Below are 12,303 nucleotides of genomic sequence, written 5' to 3'. Positions count from 1 at the left end.
GACCGGCCCCCGGTCAGTTCTCGCTCGACTCTTCGTCCGCCTCGTCGTCTGGCGGGACGAATCGTCCCGTGAGCAGGTAGCTCGCCGCGAACAGCGCGAGAAAGCCGACGCCGACGGCCGCGGTCGTCCGCACCACGAACGGGAACTCCTGCCAGAGGAGGTATCGGTCAGCGACCGCGATGGCGACGATTGCGACCAGCATCGCCTTCTGCTCGTCCGTCGGGTCGCGGACGAACCCGACGACGTCGTCTCTGAGGTCGCCGACGACGCCCACGTCACTCACCCCCCGCGTCGGCCGTCGCCGCCCGTCTCGTCTCGATGACGCCACTCACCCGATCGAGCCCCGTCTCGAGCTCCTCGGTGGGCAACCCGAAGCCGATCCGGAAGCGGTCGGGGAACCCGAAGAGGTCGCCGGGCGCGAGCACGACGCCGGCGTCTTCGACGACCGTCCGACAGAAGTCGCGGGCGTCCGCGAACCCGTCCGGAACCGTCGGGAAGGCGTTCACGCCGACCGGCTCGTGCCACGACAAGTCGTGTCGGTCGACCCACGCGGCGACGCGTTCGCGGTGGGCCGCGGCCAGCTCGCGGTTCTCCGCGAGGATCGTCTCCTCGCGCCGGCCGAGCGCCTGCTTCGCGACGTGTTGGCCAACGAGCGCCGGCGAGATGGTCGTGTAGTCTTTCCACCGCCAGGCGCGCTCGACGAGCGGCTCCGGCCCGGCGATCCACCCGAACCGCAACCCGGCCAGCCCGTACGCCTTCGTCAGACTCGTCGTCGAGACGCCGTGTGCCCCGAAGCTCGCGACCGGCGGGAGCGGGTCGTCTGCGAGCAGGCGATACACCTCGTCACACAGCAGGAAGGCGTCGTGGTCGACGGCGACGTCGTAGACGGCCCGCATCACCGCCTCGTCGTGATAGCGCCCAGTCGGGTTGTTCGGGTTGTTCACGACGACGACCGCCGTGTCCTCGCGCACGGCGTCGGCGACCGCCTCGGGGTCGAGCTCCCACGTCGGCGGCGAGAGCGCTACGCGGGTCACCTCGCCGAACGCCTCTGGGACCGCGTGGAGCGCCTGGTACGTCGGGGTCACGACGACCGCGTGTGACCCCGAACCGATCCCGTCCTCGCCGACGGGATCCGTCGATCCCACGAGCGAGAGGAACGCGAGGAAGTTCGCCTCCTGGGTGCCGCAGGTGAACAGCACCTCGTCCGCGCTGCGGCCGTACCGCTCGCCGACCCGTGCGCGAAACACCGGGTCGCCGTTGGTTGGGATCACGTACTCCATCGTGCCCGGATCGAGGTCGAATCGACTGGCTTCGAGCGACCGAATCCCGCTTTCGGCCAGCATGACGTCGGCCTCGTGCTCGTACGCTGCGAACCACCGCTCGAGCCCGAACGGGTCGATGTCCATGACTCCTGTGCGCTCGGCGTCGAGTTAGGTGCTGCGGTCGTTCGCGGCCGACACGGCTTTGCCGCCGGCGCGACCATGGCTACTCGATGGCTACGGACACCCCGCCGACCGCGGTTGCGGCCGCCTCGACGCTGTCGCCAGAGCGGCTCGCCGCACTCGCCGACGGCGCCGTCGGCGGCGACGACGACCCGATCGACGTCACCGCGCCGGCGACGACGGAGCGGGTCGGGCGCGTTCCGGCTGCTGCGGCCGACGACGTCGCACGGGCGGTCGAGACGGTCCGCGAGTCGAGTGCGGGATCGGCGTGGGCCGACCGTCCGGCGCGCGAGCGGGCGGCCGTCCTCGACCGCTTCGCCGACCGAGTGACGGAGCACCGAGCGGAGTTGCTCGACCTCCTCCAGCTCGAGACCGGCAAGTCCCGGCGCACCGCGGCCGAGGAGATCCTCGAGGTGCCGATGGCGTGTCAGTACCTCGTCGGGAGCGGCCCGGCGGTGGTGGGCGACGAGCGGCGGGGAGCCGCGATCCCCGGGCTCACGACCGCGACGGTGACGTACGACCCCGTCGGCGTCGTCGGCGTCATCTCTCCGTGGAACTACCCGATGACGCTCGCAGCCGCCGACGTCCTCCCCGCGCTGCTCGCCGGCAACGGGGTCGTGCTCAAGCCGGACGAGAAGACGCCGTACACCGCCCTGGCGCTCGCCGAGCTGCTCGAAGCGGCCGGGCTCCCCGAGGGGGTGCTCACCGTCGTCACCGGGAGGGGCGAGACGGCCGGCCCGGCGCTCGTCGACCACGTCGACCACGTGGCGTTTACCGGGAGCACCGAGACCGGCCGGGCGGTCGCCGCCCGGGCGGGCCAGAACCTGATCGACTGCTCGCTCGAACTCGGCGGTAACAACCCGCTCGTCGTGCTCGCCGACGCCGACCTCGAGACGGCCGCCCGCGGCGCGGTCCAGGCGTGCTTTTCGAACGCGGGACAGCTCTGTCTCTCCGCCGAGCGGCTCTACGTCGTCGAATCCGTTTACGACGCCTTCCTCGAGGCGTTCGTCCGTGAGACCGACCGACTGACGCTCGGCACCGCGTACGATTACGACGCCGACGTCGGATCGCTGATCGACGCCGCCCAGCTCGACCGCGTTCGCTCACACGTCGACGACGCGCGGGATCGCGGGGCGACCGTCGAGACGGGTGGTCGACACCGACCGGACGTCGCGCCACACTGCTTCGAGCCGACCGTGCTGACGGACGTCGAATCGGACGCGACGGTCGCCTGTGCGGAGACGTTCGGCCCGGTCGTCTCCGTCACCCCGGTCGCCGACGCCGACGCGGCGGTCACGGCGGCGAACGACTCGCCGTACGGCCTCAACGCGAGTGTCTGGTGTGGCGACACCGCTCGTGGCGAGGCGGTCGCACGCCGAATCGACTGCGGGACGGTCTGTGTGAACGATGGGATCCTCTCCGGGTGGGGCGCGCGCGACGCGCCGATGGGCGGCGTCGGCGACTCCGGAATCGGGCGGCGTCACGGTCCCGAGGGGATTCGGCGGTTCCTCGAGCCACGGACGGTGAGCGTCTCCCGCGTCGGGCCGTTCGTCTTCCCCGATCGGGTCCCGACCGGCTGGATCGTCGCCGGATCGCTCGCGGCGGCGTCGGGCGCCCGCCGCGTTTCGGGGGCGGTCCGGAGGGCGACACGCCGCGTGAAACGGACCGTCAGCGACTGACGTCACCCCCGAGAGTGAGTACGGTCGCCGACCGGTAGGTCACACGCGCTGCCGGCGCGCCGGCTCGCCCGCGGCGTCGTCCCGCAGCCTTATGCCCGATGGCGAGCACAGTACGCGTATCCGACCGCCGCGGCGCCTCGCGCGCCGACGTCACCCCACACCATGAGACAGTATCACGACCTCGTCGACGACGCGCTCGCTGCGGGCGCGTACAAGCCGAACCGAACCGGCGTGGACACGATCGCGACGTTCAGCGCACACTACACCGTCGACCTCGCCGCAGGCTTCCCGCTTCTCACCACGAAGCGGATGGACGGCTACCGGTGGAACTCGCTCATCCACGAGGTGCTCTGGTACCTCTCCGGCGAAGCGCACATCCGCTCGCTGCGCGAGGAGACGAAGATTTGGGACGCGTGGGCCGACGAGGCGGGACGGCTCGACACCGCGTACGGCCGCTTCTGGCGACGATTCCCCGTGCCGGACGACGATGCGACGCTCGACGGCGAGTCGTGGCCCGACGACGCGAACCGCTGGGTGTACGTCGAGACCGCCCCTGACGGCACCGAGCGCCGCGTGTTCGACCAGATCGGGTACGTCCTCGACACCCTCCGCGAGGATCCGCACTCGCGACGGATGGTCGTGAACGCCTGGCACCCCGCCAACGCGGCCGTCTCGACGCTCCCGCCGTGTCACTACACGTTCGTGGTGACCGTCCAAGACGGACGGTTGAACGTCCACCTCACCCAGCGCTCCGGCGATATCGCGCTCGGCGTCCCGTTCAATCTCGCGGCCTACGCCCTGCTCACACAAGCGATCGCACAGCGGACCGACTTCGACGTGGGCGAGTTCGGCCACACCATCGTCGACGCCCACGTCTACTGCGGGCAGGGCGCACGCGGCGAGTGGTACGCCGACAACCTACCAGCGCTCCAAGAGCGGCTGGCGGCCGTCGAGACGCGGGCGGCGTATCGCGACGTGCGAAACTGGCTGGAGGAGGCGGCTCCCACGGAGCCGGCAGACGAGTCGGGGTACGACCACGTCCCCGGGCTGCTCGAACAGCTCTCGCGTGAGCCGCGCGCACGACCCCGTCTCGAGATCGCCGACGTCCCGCTCGACGAGCTGCGCTACGAGGACGTCTCGCTCGTGGAGTACGACTGTGCGGAGGGACTCTCCTTCGCGGTGGCCGAGTGATGCCCAACGACACTGCTCCACAGACCGACAACACCGAGACGAACCCGAGCGCCGACCCGAACGAGCGGGACGTCTCGTTCGTCGTCGTGGCGGCCGTCGCCGAGAACCGCGTCATCGGTGCCGACGGCGGGATGCCCTGGCACTACCCACGGGACCTGGCACACTTCAAGACGCTGACGACGGGCCACCCGGTCGTGCTCGGCCGCGTCACCTACGAGAGCATCCTCGAGCAGATCGGCGAGCCGCTGCCCGATCGGACGAGCGTCGTCCTCACCACGCGGGACCTCGACGCCCCGGACGACGTGGTCGTCGCCGGCGGCGTAGAGGAGGCGACCGCGCTCGGGCGCCGGGCTGCGGCCGACCGCGACGTCGAGACCGTGTACGTGGTCGGCGGCGCGAGCGTGTACGAGGCGTTCCTCCCGATCGCCGACCGGATGGTGTTGACCGAGGTTCCAGAGCGACCGGACGGGGACACCCAGTTTCCGGCGTGGGACGAGGACGCGTGGGAGGAGACGGCGCGTGAGACCGACGACGACCTCGCGTTCGTCACCTACGACCGACGCGAGTGAGACGCCGCGCCGGCTACCGACCGTCGGCCTCCGACACCCGCACACCGAAGCGCTCTCCCGTCGTCACGACGAGTGACGATCGATGGACGTTGCACTGATCACGGTCGGCGACGAGCTGCTGTCCGGCGACACGGTGAACACGAACGCGAGCTGGCTCGCCGAGCGGCTGGCAGCCCGCGGCGTGACCGTCCCGCGCGTGCTCGCGCTGCCGGACGAACGGGCGACGATAGCCGAGCGGGTGGCGGCGTACGCCGACGCCTTCGACCGCGTGATCGTCACCGGCGGGATCGGCGGAACCCCGGACGACGTGACCGTCGAGGCGGTCGCGGACGCCTTCGACCGGGACCTCACGGTGTCGCCGGTCGTCCGCGCGGACGTGGAAGCGGGACTCGCCGAGATCGAGGCGCGCGTCCCAGACCGCGACGTCGACGTCGACGTCGACGCGGAGGCGGCGCTTCCCGCGGAGAGTCGGCCGCTGTTGAACGAGGCCGGACTCGCGCCGGGGTGCGTACTCGAGGGCGTCTACGTCTTTCCGGGGATTCCAGACGAGCTCACGTCGATGTTCGAGTCCGTCGCCGACGAGTTCGCCGGTGAGCGTCGGTCGCGGTTCCTCTACACCGTCGAGCCGGAGGCGAACATCGTTCCGTCGCTCGAGGAGGTGATGCGTCGGTACGACGTCACGGTCGGCTGTTATCCGGACCGCGCGGCGAAGCACAACCGGCTCAAGATCGTCGGAACCGACGCGGCCACGATCGACGACGCGGCGGCGTGGCTGTTGACCGCGATCGACGCGAGCGAGGAGCCGGTCTCACGCGACTGGGAGGCTACCGACGGCTAGCTCCGGAGCGCCTCGACGGGCCGCTCGTTCGCGGCCTTCCACGCCGGATACGCGCCGCTCACCAGCCCGACGCCGACGCCGAACGTGAGCGCCAACAGGAGGTACGTCCCGTTCGACGGGTCGAGGACCACCTCGGTGTCGACCGCCGGCGTCGAGACGACGAGCCCGGCGACGACGACGACGGTCAGGGCGGTCCCGACGACCGCCCCGATCGCGCCGATGAGTCCGGCCTCGGCGAGCAGGACCCGAAGCACGTCGCGCCGGGTCACCCCGACGGCGCGCATCACGCCGATCTCCTGCCGGCGCTCCACGGTGCTCATCAACATCACGTTGAGGATCGAGACGCCGGCGACGACGAGCGAGATGCCGCCGAGCCCGAGCAAGAACGTCCCGAGCAGGTCGAAGAACTCGTTGATCTCGTCGACGATGGCCGCCAGCTCGAAGACGTCGACGCGTGACTCACGGGCGTTCACCGACTCGCGGATCGACTCGGCGGCGGCGCGCGCTGCCGTCCCGGAGTCGGCCACGACGAGGACCTGGTCGTAGCCGGTCCCCGCGAACGCCGACTCGGGGAGGAAGACGGCGTCGTCGGGGGCGACCGGACTGAACGTCTGGCTCTCGGCGAGGACGGCGACGACCCGGGTCTGGGCCCCGGCGACCTCGACGCGGTCACCGACCGCCAGGCCCAGGCTCTCGGCGACGCTCGCGCCGACGATCGCGCCGTTTCGGTGTCGCTCCGGCAGCGATCCGGTGGCCGCGGTGAACGCGAGGCCGGGCTGTTCGACGCCGTACACCGTCGCAAACTGCTGGTCGGTGGCACCGGAGACGATCGCCCCGTCGGAGCGGAGCGGAACCACGGCTGGCTCCCCCACGGCGCGACGGATCGCGGTGACGTCGGCGTCGGTGAGCGACTCCACGCCGGCGTCGGCGTTCGGCGAGAGGACCACCTGCGTGCCGATGTCACCGATCGCGTCGTCAGCGCCGAGCGCCAGAACGTTGCCGAATACGCCGAGCGTCGCGACGGCGAACACGCCGATAGCGACGCCCAACACCGCGAGCACCGTCCGCACCCGGTTTCGTCGGAGGTTCCGCGCCGCCATCGCCACCGAGGACCGCCACGCCCCGAGGCTCACGGCTCACCTCGCACGCTCCGGTCCGATGCTTCCTCGTCGGTTCCGGGCGAGAGCACGCCGTCTCTGAGTTCGACGACCCGATCGGCGAACGACTCGACGATCGGGTCGTGGGTGACGGCGACGACGGCGACGCCCTCCCGTTTGACCCGCTCGAACTCGGCGAGGATCGACTCGCCGGTTTCGGTGTCGAGGTTGCCGGTCGGCTCGTCGGCGAGTAGCACGGCGGGGTCGTTGATGAGCGACCGGGCGATAGCCACCCGCTGTTTTTGCCCGCCCGAGAGTTCGGTCGGCTCGTGGTCGAGTCGGTCGCCGAGCCCGAACCGGTCGAGGAGCGTCGCGGCCCGGTCGTCGGCGGTACCTGAGTCGAACGTCGTCGGGAGGGTGACGTTCTCGACCGCGGTGAGCGTCGGCAGCAGGTGGAAGTCCTGAAAGACGAAGCCGATCGACTCCTTTCGGGCGGCCGTCCGCTCGCGAACCGAGAGGCTCGTCACGTCGGTCCCGTCGAGGCGTCGTTCGCCGGCGGTCGGGTCGTCCAACAGCCCGAGGACGTTGAGCAGCGTCGACTTCCCGGACCCACTCGGGCCGACCACGGCGACGAACGAGCCGGGTTCGACCGCGAAGTCGACGTCGTCGAGCGCGATCACGGGCTCCGTACCCCCACCCGGGTAGCGCTTCTCGACGCCGCGGAGCGAGACGCTATACATCTCGTCGTCGAACGACGGCGCCGACGACGGCCGCGAGTCCGCCGACGGCAACCAACAGCGGGACGACGCCGGCCGGCGCTCCCCCGAGGACTCCGATGGACCCGGCGCTGCCGAAGACGGTCGCCGTCCCGGCTGCGGACTCGTTCGTCGACTGCGGCGCCGGCGTCTCGAGCGACACCGTCTCGACGTAGCGCACGCCGCGGTCGGTGTACGCGATCTCGACCGGGACCGTCTCTGCGACCGACGCGTTCGCGTCCACGGTGAGCTCGAACGGCACGAAGTCGTCGCTCGCGACGCCCCCGACGAAGTACCCGCCGCCCGCAGGCGTCGCCGCGACGCCGGGGGCGTCGCGGACGGAGACGACGACGCCGGTTATCTCGGGACCACCGGCGTTCGCGAGGTTGGCGTCGATCGCCATCGTGTCCTCGCTCGTGCGGGTCACGGTCGCGTCGGTGACGACCGGCTGCCCCGCACTTTGCGGGTACACGAGGTCGGCGGTCGCGCTCGTGGCCGCGCCGTCGGTCGTCGGCGGGCCGGCGCTCGCACGGAAGGCGGCGGTGAACGTCACGTCGGTCTGGCGGGAGAGCGAGCCGAGGTCGACGACGACCCGTCGCTCGTCGCCCGGCGCGACGTCTTCGACGACGAACGGCCCGGCGGTGAACGCGTCCTCGCCGGCGTCGTCTGCGGCCGCTGCCGCGTCATCTGTCGTCGCGTTCCCGCCGGCATCGAGTGGACCGGTCCCGGCGACCGGAGCCCCCGACGCGGTCACGCTCACTCGCTCCGCGGGGACGGTGCCCGTGTTCACCACGGTCACGGCGACGGGGCCGTCCATCGCTGTCGCCATCGCCTCGTCGTCGTCGCCAGTTTCGAGGCCGCCACCGCCGCCACCGAGAATGCCGTCGATACCGTTCACGCCCCCGACGTCGACGCCGCCGTCGTCCTCGTCGGTGCGTAAGTCCTCCGGTGCAAGCGGTCGCGCTCGAAGCGCGATCGATGGCTCCGCTGGGGCGACGTCGACGACGACGTCGCGGGTGACCGTCACGGTCGGCGGGTCGTTCGGATTGGCGTCTTCGCCGTCGCCAACAGCCTCGTCGGCGACGACCTCGACGGTGAGTCGGTGCTCGCCGGGCGTCTCGAACGACGTCCAGAGCTTCGTCTCGAGGGTGTCGCCGGGCGACAGTGCCCCCGGTGTCGACGCCTCGTCGAGGGTGGTGTCGTCTGCGTCGAGGAGCCGAACTGCGGTCACCTCGCCGGCGGCCGGACTGCCGCCGGAGTTGGCGACCGTCACGTTGAGTGCGGTGCGCTCGCCGACGACGGGCTCACCCGGGGTGACGGTGACCGCGTCGACGGTGACCCTCGCGTCCGGGACGGCACCGGCGGCGCCTACGGCGGCGACCGCCACGAGGGCCGCGACCAGCAGCGGCGGGAAGGGGTTCGAATCCACGTTGTCCGTCGATACGCGCTCGTGACGCATATACTCGTCGTGGACGCGGGAACGTACCGGTTGAGCAGGGTTTTTCAACCGTGCGGCGTAATTACTCGTAATGGATTACCTCGCCACCGCGCGAGCGGGTGGACGTCGATGATGGGCGGTAACGACCAGCAGGCGTACGACCGCGGTACCTCCCTGTTCTCCCCGGACGGACGGATCTACCAGGTCGAGTACGCCCGCGAGGCCGTCTCTCGTGGGGCCCCGAGTCTCGGCGTCCGAACCGCAGACGGCGTCGTCTTCGTGGCGATGTCGCAGGCGACCTCCTCGCTCATGGAGGCCGAGAGCATCGAGAAGCTCCACAAGCTCGACGACCACCTCGGCACCGCGAGCGCGGGCCACGTCGCCGACGCGCGTCAGCTCATCGACCTCGCTCGCCGCCAGGCGCAGGGGAACCGCCTGCGGTACGGCGAGCCGGTCGGCGTCGAGACGCTGACGAAGTTCGTCACCGACCACATCCAGGAGAACACCCAGCGCGGCGGGACCCGTCCTTACGGCGCGGCGCTGCTCATCGGCGGGATCGACGACGGCGACCCCCGCCTGTTCGCCGCGGACCCCTCCGGCACGCCGAACGAGTGGAAGGCAACCGTCATCGGCGGCGGGCGGTCGACGATCCAGGGCGTCTTCGAGGACGAGTGGGAGCCGGACCTCTCGCTCGCGGCGGGCATCGAACTCTGTGTCGGCGCACTCGCCGAACACGACGACGAGTTCGGTCCCGCGGACCTCGCCGTCGCGACGATCACCGAAGCGGACGGCTATCGACCGGTGCCCGAAGACGAGGTCGCGGACGCGTACGCGGCTGCCGGGCTGGAGACCGACGACGACGAAGCCGAGTGACGCCGCGGCCCGAGGTGCGGCTCCGGCCGGAGCGACGTTTTTGTCCGGGCGGGTCGAACGCCCGACATGACTCGTCTCGACGGCCTCGTCGCGTATCCCATCAAGTCGCTCGACGGGGTCACCGTCGACCGGGCTGTGCTCGGTTCCAATGGGGTCCTCCGGGGCGATCGCTCGTACGCACTCGTGGAGGCCGGCGTCGACCCCGAGACCGCCTCCGTCGGCGGTGGCGGCGGCTACGTCAACGGCAAGAGCGAGCCGGCGATCCATCGACTCCACGCGAGCTACGAACTCGCCGGACCGGCCGACGCGACGCCCACGGCCGTCACGCTAGAGCGTCCGGCGACGGACGACGTCGACGCCGACGCGGCCACGTTCACCCTGCCCGAAGAGCGCGACGCGCTGGCGGCGTGGGTCGGCGCGTACCTCGGCTACGCGGTCGACCTCGTCCGTGATCCCGCCGGGTTTCCCGACGACCGCGCCGCTCCTGGCCCGACGGTGACCAGCGACGGAACGCTCGTGGCCGTCGCGTCGTGGTTCGACGCGATCGCCGACGCCCGTGAGGTCCGTCGACGGTTCCGTCCCAACGTCGTGCTGGGCGACTGCCCGGCGTTCTTCGAGGATCGGCTCTTCGCCGACCACGGCGAAGCCGTCCGCGTCACCGCCGGGGAGGCGACGGTGCTCGGGGTCAACCCCTGCCAGCGGTGTGTCGTCCCGTCGCGACACCCCGACACCGGCGAGCCGCTCGAGGCGTTCCGGACACGGTTCGTCGAGCGACGGCGCGAGACGCGCCCGTCGTGGACGGAGAGCGACCGCTTCGACCACGACTTTCGGCTCATGGTGAACACGGTCGTGCCGACGGCGTCGTGGGGGACCACGGTAGCGGTTGGCGACCGCGTACGCGTCGAGGGGACCGTCCCGTTCGACGGGTGACCGACCGAACCGGCGGCCGACACGCGAGGCGGACCCGCTTCACGCCGTACGGTCACGAACGGCCGCGAGCAGTTCGGCGAGCGCTCGGTCGGCGCTCGCCCGCTTCACCGCGTCGCGGTCCCCCGAGAACTCGGCACGAACGCTCCGGGTGAACGACGCCTCCGTCCCCCAGGGTGCCGCGTACGCGATGCCGACGTACACCAATCCGACGGGTTTCTCGTCGGTCCCGCCGGTCGGCCCCGCGATCCCGGTGGTCGAGACGGCCCACGTCGTCTCGGCACGGTCCCGCGCGCCGGCGGCCATCGCACGGGCGACCGGGGCACTGACCGCGCCGTGCGCGTCGAGCGCCTCTCGGTCGACGCCGAGCGTCTCGAGTTTGGCGTCGTTCGAGTACGTCACGTACCCGCGGTCGAAGTAGGCCGAGGAGCCGGGGACGTCCGTCACGCGCGAGCCGACGAGTCCGCCCGTCAGCGACTCGGCCACCGCGAGCGTCTCGTCGTGGTCGGTGAGCAGCTCGCCGAGCAGGACTGCCGGCTCGTCGTCGGGTGCGTCGTCGGTCACGGGTGCCGGTTCGCACTCGCGTGGCTTCAACCGTTCGTCGTGAGGGTTTTCTGCGGTGACGGGCATCTTCGCGGTATGAGCAACGAGGGTTTCGGCGGCGAGCGGTCGGACGACGACCGGCGAGCCACCGCTCGGCTCCTCGCCCGGCGCTCGAGCGGCCCCAGACAGTCGTACCCGACGCGCACAGACGAGACCGAGCCGACTGCTACCGATGGGTGAGGAGCCGCCGCCACCGACGGACGAGGGGCCGACGTCACCCACGGGCGACGCGGGACTACCGGTCGGTGGATCGGTCGACGCGCTCGTCTCGCTCGTCGAACGCGGGGCGGGGGTTGAGCTTCGGGACCGGACTCGGTCCGACGGCGGCCCAGCGCCGGTCGACACGGAGCGTGTCACTCTTCTCACCCGCGAGTCGGGCGACCTCGTCGACGGGCTCTCGGCGCGTCTGGTGGACGCGGGTGCCATCGTCACCGTCCTGCCACACGTCGACCCCACCGTGGTCCAGGCGATGCGGCGCGCCGCCCGGCCCGAGGCGTCGTCTACGAACGTCCGGGTCGTCTTCGCGGGACCGGCTAGGACACGCGTCACGGGGCCGGGAGGCGCCGCGATTCGTGCGGCACTCGCGGCGCGGTCGATCGACTGGCACGCGTCCGAAGCGCGCGCGCCCGTCGGGTTCCTCCTCGCCGACGACCGCGCGGTCGTCGGTGGATTCGACGACGGACGACTCGAAACGGTGCTCTCGAGCACCGACGACGCCGTCGGTTCGTGGGTCGCAGCGACCTGTCGACGGTACCTCGGAGCCGCCGACTCGACCGCTACAACGACCCGCGAGTGACCCCGCGCGGACGCGCGCCTCAAGATCGCGTGTGAACCGCCGCGCCGGAGTACGGTTATATTCAATATATGTGACTAACTGTCACAAGCTGTCCC

The 12,303-nt window shown here is 71.2% G+C and carries 13 protein-coding genes and 1 pseudogene; 8 read left to right on the top strand and 6 right to left on the bottom strand.

Translation table 11 applies throughout. The features are described 5' to 3' along the window. Positions 1-13: 13 nt before the first annotated feature. Complete coding sequence (locus ACNTAO_RS06220) at positions 14-274, bottom strand: hypothetical protein (protein WP_435161367.1); 261 nt, start codon at positions 272-274, stop codon at positions 14-16. Between the two features lies 1 nt (position 275). Continuing rightward, positions 276-1,406, bottom strand: coding sequence for an aminotransferase class I/II-fold pyridoxal phosphate-dependent enzyme (locus tag ACNTAO_RS06215; protein ID WP_435161101.1), 1,131 nt, complete (start codon positions 1,404-1,406; stop codon positions 276-278). Between the two features lie 86 nt (positions 1,407-1,492). Between ACNTAO_RS06215 and ACNTAO_RS06210 the strand changes: the two genes are divergently transcribed. The 4 genes from ACNTAO_RS06210 (at position 1,493) to ACNTAO_RS06195 (ending at position 5,719) form a co-directional block, all read left to right on the top strand. Continuing rightward, a complete protein-coding gene (locus ACNTAO_RS06210; protein ID WP_435161100.1) occupies positions 1,493-3,121 on the top strand; it encodes a succinic semialdehyde dehydrogenase in 1,629 nt (542 codons plus the stop codon). Positions 3,122-3,283: 162 nt separating this feature from the next. Further along, positions 3,284-4,312: a thymidylate synthase gene (thyA, locus tag ACNTAO_RS06205; protein ID WP_435161099.1), complete on the top strand. Its 1,029-nt coding sequence runs from the start codon at positions 3,284-3,286 to the stop codon at positions 4,310-4,312. Continuing rightward, positions 4,312-4,881 carry a dihydrofolate reductase gene (locus ACNTAO_RS06200; RefSeq protein WP_435161098.1) on the top strand — a complete coding sequence of 190 codons (570 nt, stop codon included), beginning with the start codon at positions 4,312-4,314 and terminating at the stop codon, positions 4,879-4,881. The genes thyA and ACNTAO_RS06200 overlap by 1 nt, the downstream gene beginning before the upstream one ends. Before the next feature lie 82 nt (positions 4,882-4,963). Then, positions 4,964-5,719 carry a competence/damage-inducible protein A gene (locus ACNTAO_RS06195; RefSeq protein WP_435161097.1) on the top strand — a complete coding sequence of 252 codons (756 nt, stop codon included), beginning with the start codon at positions 4,964-4,966 and terminating at the stop codon, positions 5,717-5,719. Here ACNTAO_RS06195 and ACNTAO_RS06190 read toward each other — a convergent pair. The 3 genes from ACNTAO_RS06190 to ACNTAO_RS06180 are packed head-to-tail and all read right to left on the bottom strand — an operon-like array spanning position 5,716 to position 9,000. Then, on the bottom strand, positions 5,716-6,819 hold the full coding sequence (locus tag ACNTAO_RS06190; RefSeq protein WP_435161366.1) for an ABC transporter permease: 1,104 nt from the start codon (positions 6,817-6,819) through the stop codon (positions 5,716-5,718). The two genes, ACNTAO_RS06195 and ACNTAO_RS06190, sit on opposite strands and share 4 nt — an antisense overlap. A gap of 29 nt (positions 6,820-6,848) precedes the next feature. After that, positions 6,849-7,556 (bottom strand): ABC transporter ATP-binding protein, encoded by a 708-nt coding sequence (locus tag ACNTAO_RS06185; protein ID WP_435161096.1) that lies wholly within the window; start codon positions 7,554-7,556, stop codon positions 6,849-6,851. Continuing rightward, positions 7,549-9,000, bottom strand: a complete 1,452-nt coding sequence (locus ACNTAO_RS06180; protein ID WP_435161095.1) for a CARDB domain-containing protein — start codon at positions 8,998-9,000, stop codon at positions 7,549-7,551. Before ACNTAO_RS06180 ends, ACNTAO_RS06185 begins: the two co-directional genes overlap by 8 nt. 141 nt (positions 9,001-9,141) lie before the next feature. Between ACNTAO_RS06180 and ACNTAO_RS06175 the strand changes: the two genes are divergently transcribed. Both ACNTAO_RS06175 and ACNTAO_RS06170 read left to right on the top strand, forming a co-directional pair. After that, positions 9,142-9,882, top strand: a complete 741-nt coding sequence (locus tag ACNTAO_RS06175; protein WP_435161094.1) for an archaeal proteasome endopeptidase complex subunit alpha — start codon at positions 9,142-9,144, stop codon at positions 9,880-9,882. A gap of 66 nt (positions 9,883-9,948) precedes the next feature. Beyond that, positions 9,949-10,812, top strand: a complete 864-nt coding sequence (locus ACNTAO_RS06170; protein WP_435161093.1) for an MOSC domain-containing protein — start codon at positions 9,949-9,951, stop codon at positions 10,810-10,812. A 39-nt stretch (positions 10,813-10,851) separates the two neighbouring features. Here the strand turns inward: ACNTAO_RS06170 and ACNTAO_RS06165 are convergent, their stop codons facing one another. After that, positions 10,852-11,373: a CinA family protein gene (locus ACNTAO_RS06165; protein WP_435161092.1), complete on the bottom strand. Its 522-nt coding sequence runs from the start codon at positions 11,371-11,373 to the stop codon at positions 10,852-10,854. 99 nt (positions 11,374-11,472) lie between these two features. On the opposite strand from ACNTAO_RS06165, the pseudogene ACNTAO_RS06160 reads away from it, so the two are divergent. Then, positions 11,473-11,592: pseudogene (locus ACNTAO_RS06160) on the top strand (class I SAM-dependent methyltransferase); the annotation flags it as partial. Continuing rightward, positions 11,585-12,208, top strand: a complete 624-nt coding sequence (locus ACNTAO_RS06155) for a transcriptional regulator FilR1 domain-containing protein (RefSeq protein WP_435161091.1) — start codon at positions 11,585-11,587, stop codon at positions 12,206-12,208. The pseudogene ACNTAO_RS06160 and the gene ACNTAO_RS06155, both read left to right, overlap by 8 nt. Positions 12,209-12,303 lie beyond the last annotated feature (95 nt).

The organism is Halorubrum zhoui (genome assembly GCF_051194155.1).
Classification (GTDB): domain Archaea; phylum Halobacteriota; class Halobacteria; order Halobacteriales; family Haloferacaceae; genus Halorubrum.
The sequence above is the reverse complement of the archived record's forward strand: the minus strand, read 5'-3'. Positions and strand labels throughout refer to the sequence as shown.

What these genes read in the sequence shown, in the direction of transcription:
- ACNTAO_RS06215 (WP_435161101.1), bottom strand. Translation starts at nt 1,406, where the DNA reads ATGGACATCGACCCGTTCGGGCTCGAGCGGTGGTTCGCAGCGTACGAG.
- ACNTAO_RS06175 (WP_435161094.1), top strand. Translation starts at nt 9,142, where the DNA reads ATGGGCGGTAACGACCAGCAGGCGTACGACCGCGGTACCTCCCTGTTC.
- ACNTAO_RS06185 (WP_435161096.1), bottom strand. Translation starts at nt 7,556, where the DNA reads ATGTATAGCGTCTCGCTCCGCGGCGTCGAGAAGCGCTACCCGGGTGGG.
- ACNTAO_RS06170 (WP_435161093.1), top strand. Translation starts at nt 9,949, where the DNA reads ATGACTCGTCTCGACGGCCTCGTCGCGTATCCCATCAAGTCGCTCGAC.
- ACNTAO_RS06155 (WP_435161091.1), top strand. Translation starts at nt 11,585, where the DNA reads ATGGGTGAGGAGCCGCCGCCACCGACGGACGAGGGGCCGACGTCACCC.
- ACNTAO_RS06195 (WP_435161097.1), top strand. Translation starts at nt 4,964, where the DNA reads ATGGACGTTGCACTGATCACGGTCGGCGACGAGCTGCTGTCCGGCGAC.
- ACNTAO_RS06190 (WP_435161366.1), bottom strand. Translation starts at nt 6,819, where the DNA reads ATGGCGGCGCGGAACCTCCGACGAAACCGGGTGCGGACGGTGCTCGCG.
- ACNTAO_RS06200 (WP_435161098.1), top strand. Translation starts at nt 4,312, where the DNA reads ATGCCCAACGACACTGCTCCACAGACCGACAACACCGAGACGAACCCG.
- ACNTAO_RS06210 (WP_435161100.1), top strand. Translation starts at nt 1,493, where the DNA reads ATGGCTACGGACACCCCGCCGACCGCGGTTGCGGCCGCCTCGACGCTG.
- thyA (WP_435161099.1), top strand. Translation starts at nt 3,284, where the DNA reads ATGAGACAGTATCACGACCTCGTCGACGACGCGCTCGCTGCGGGCGCG.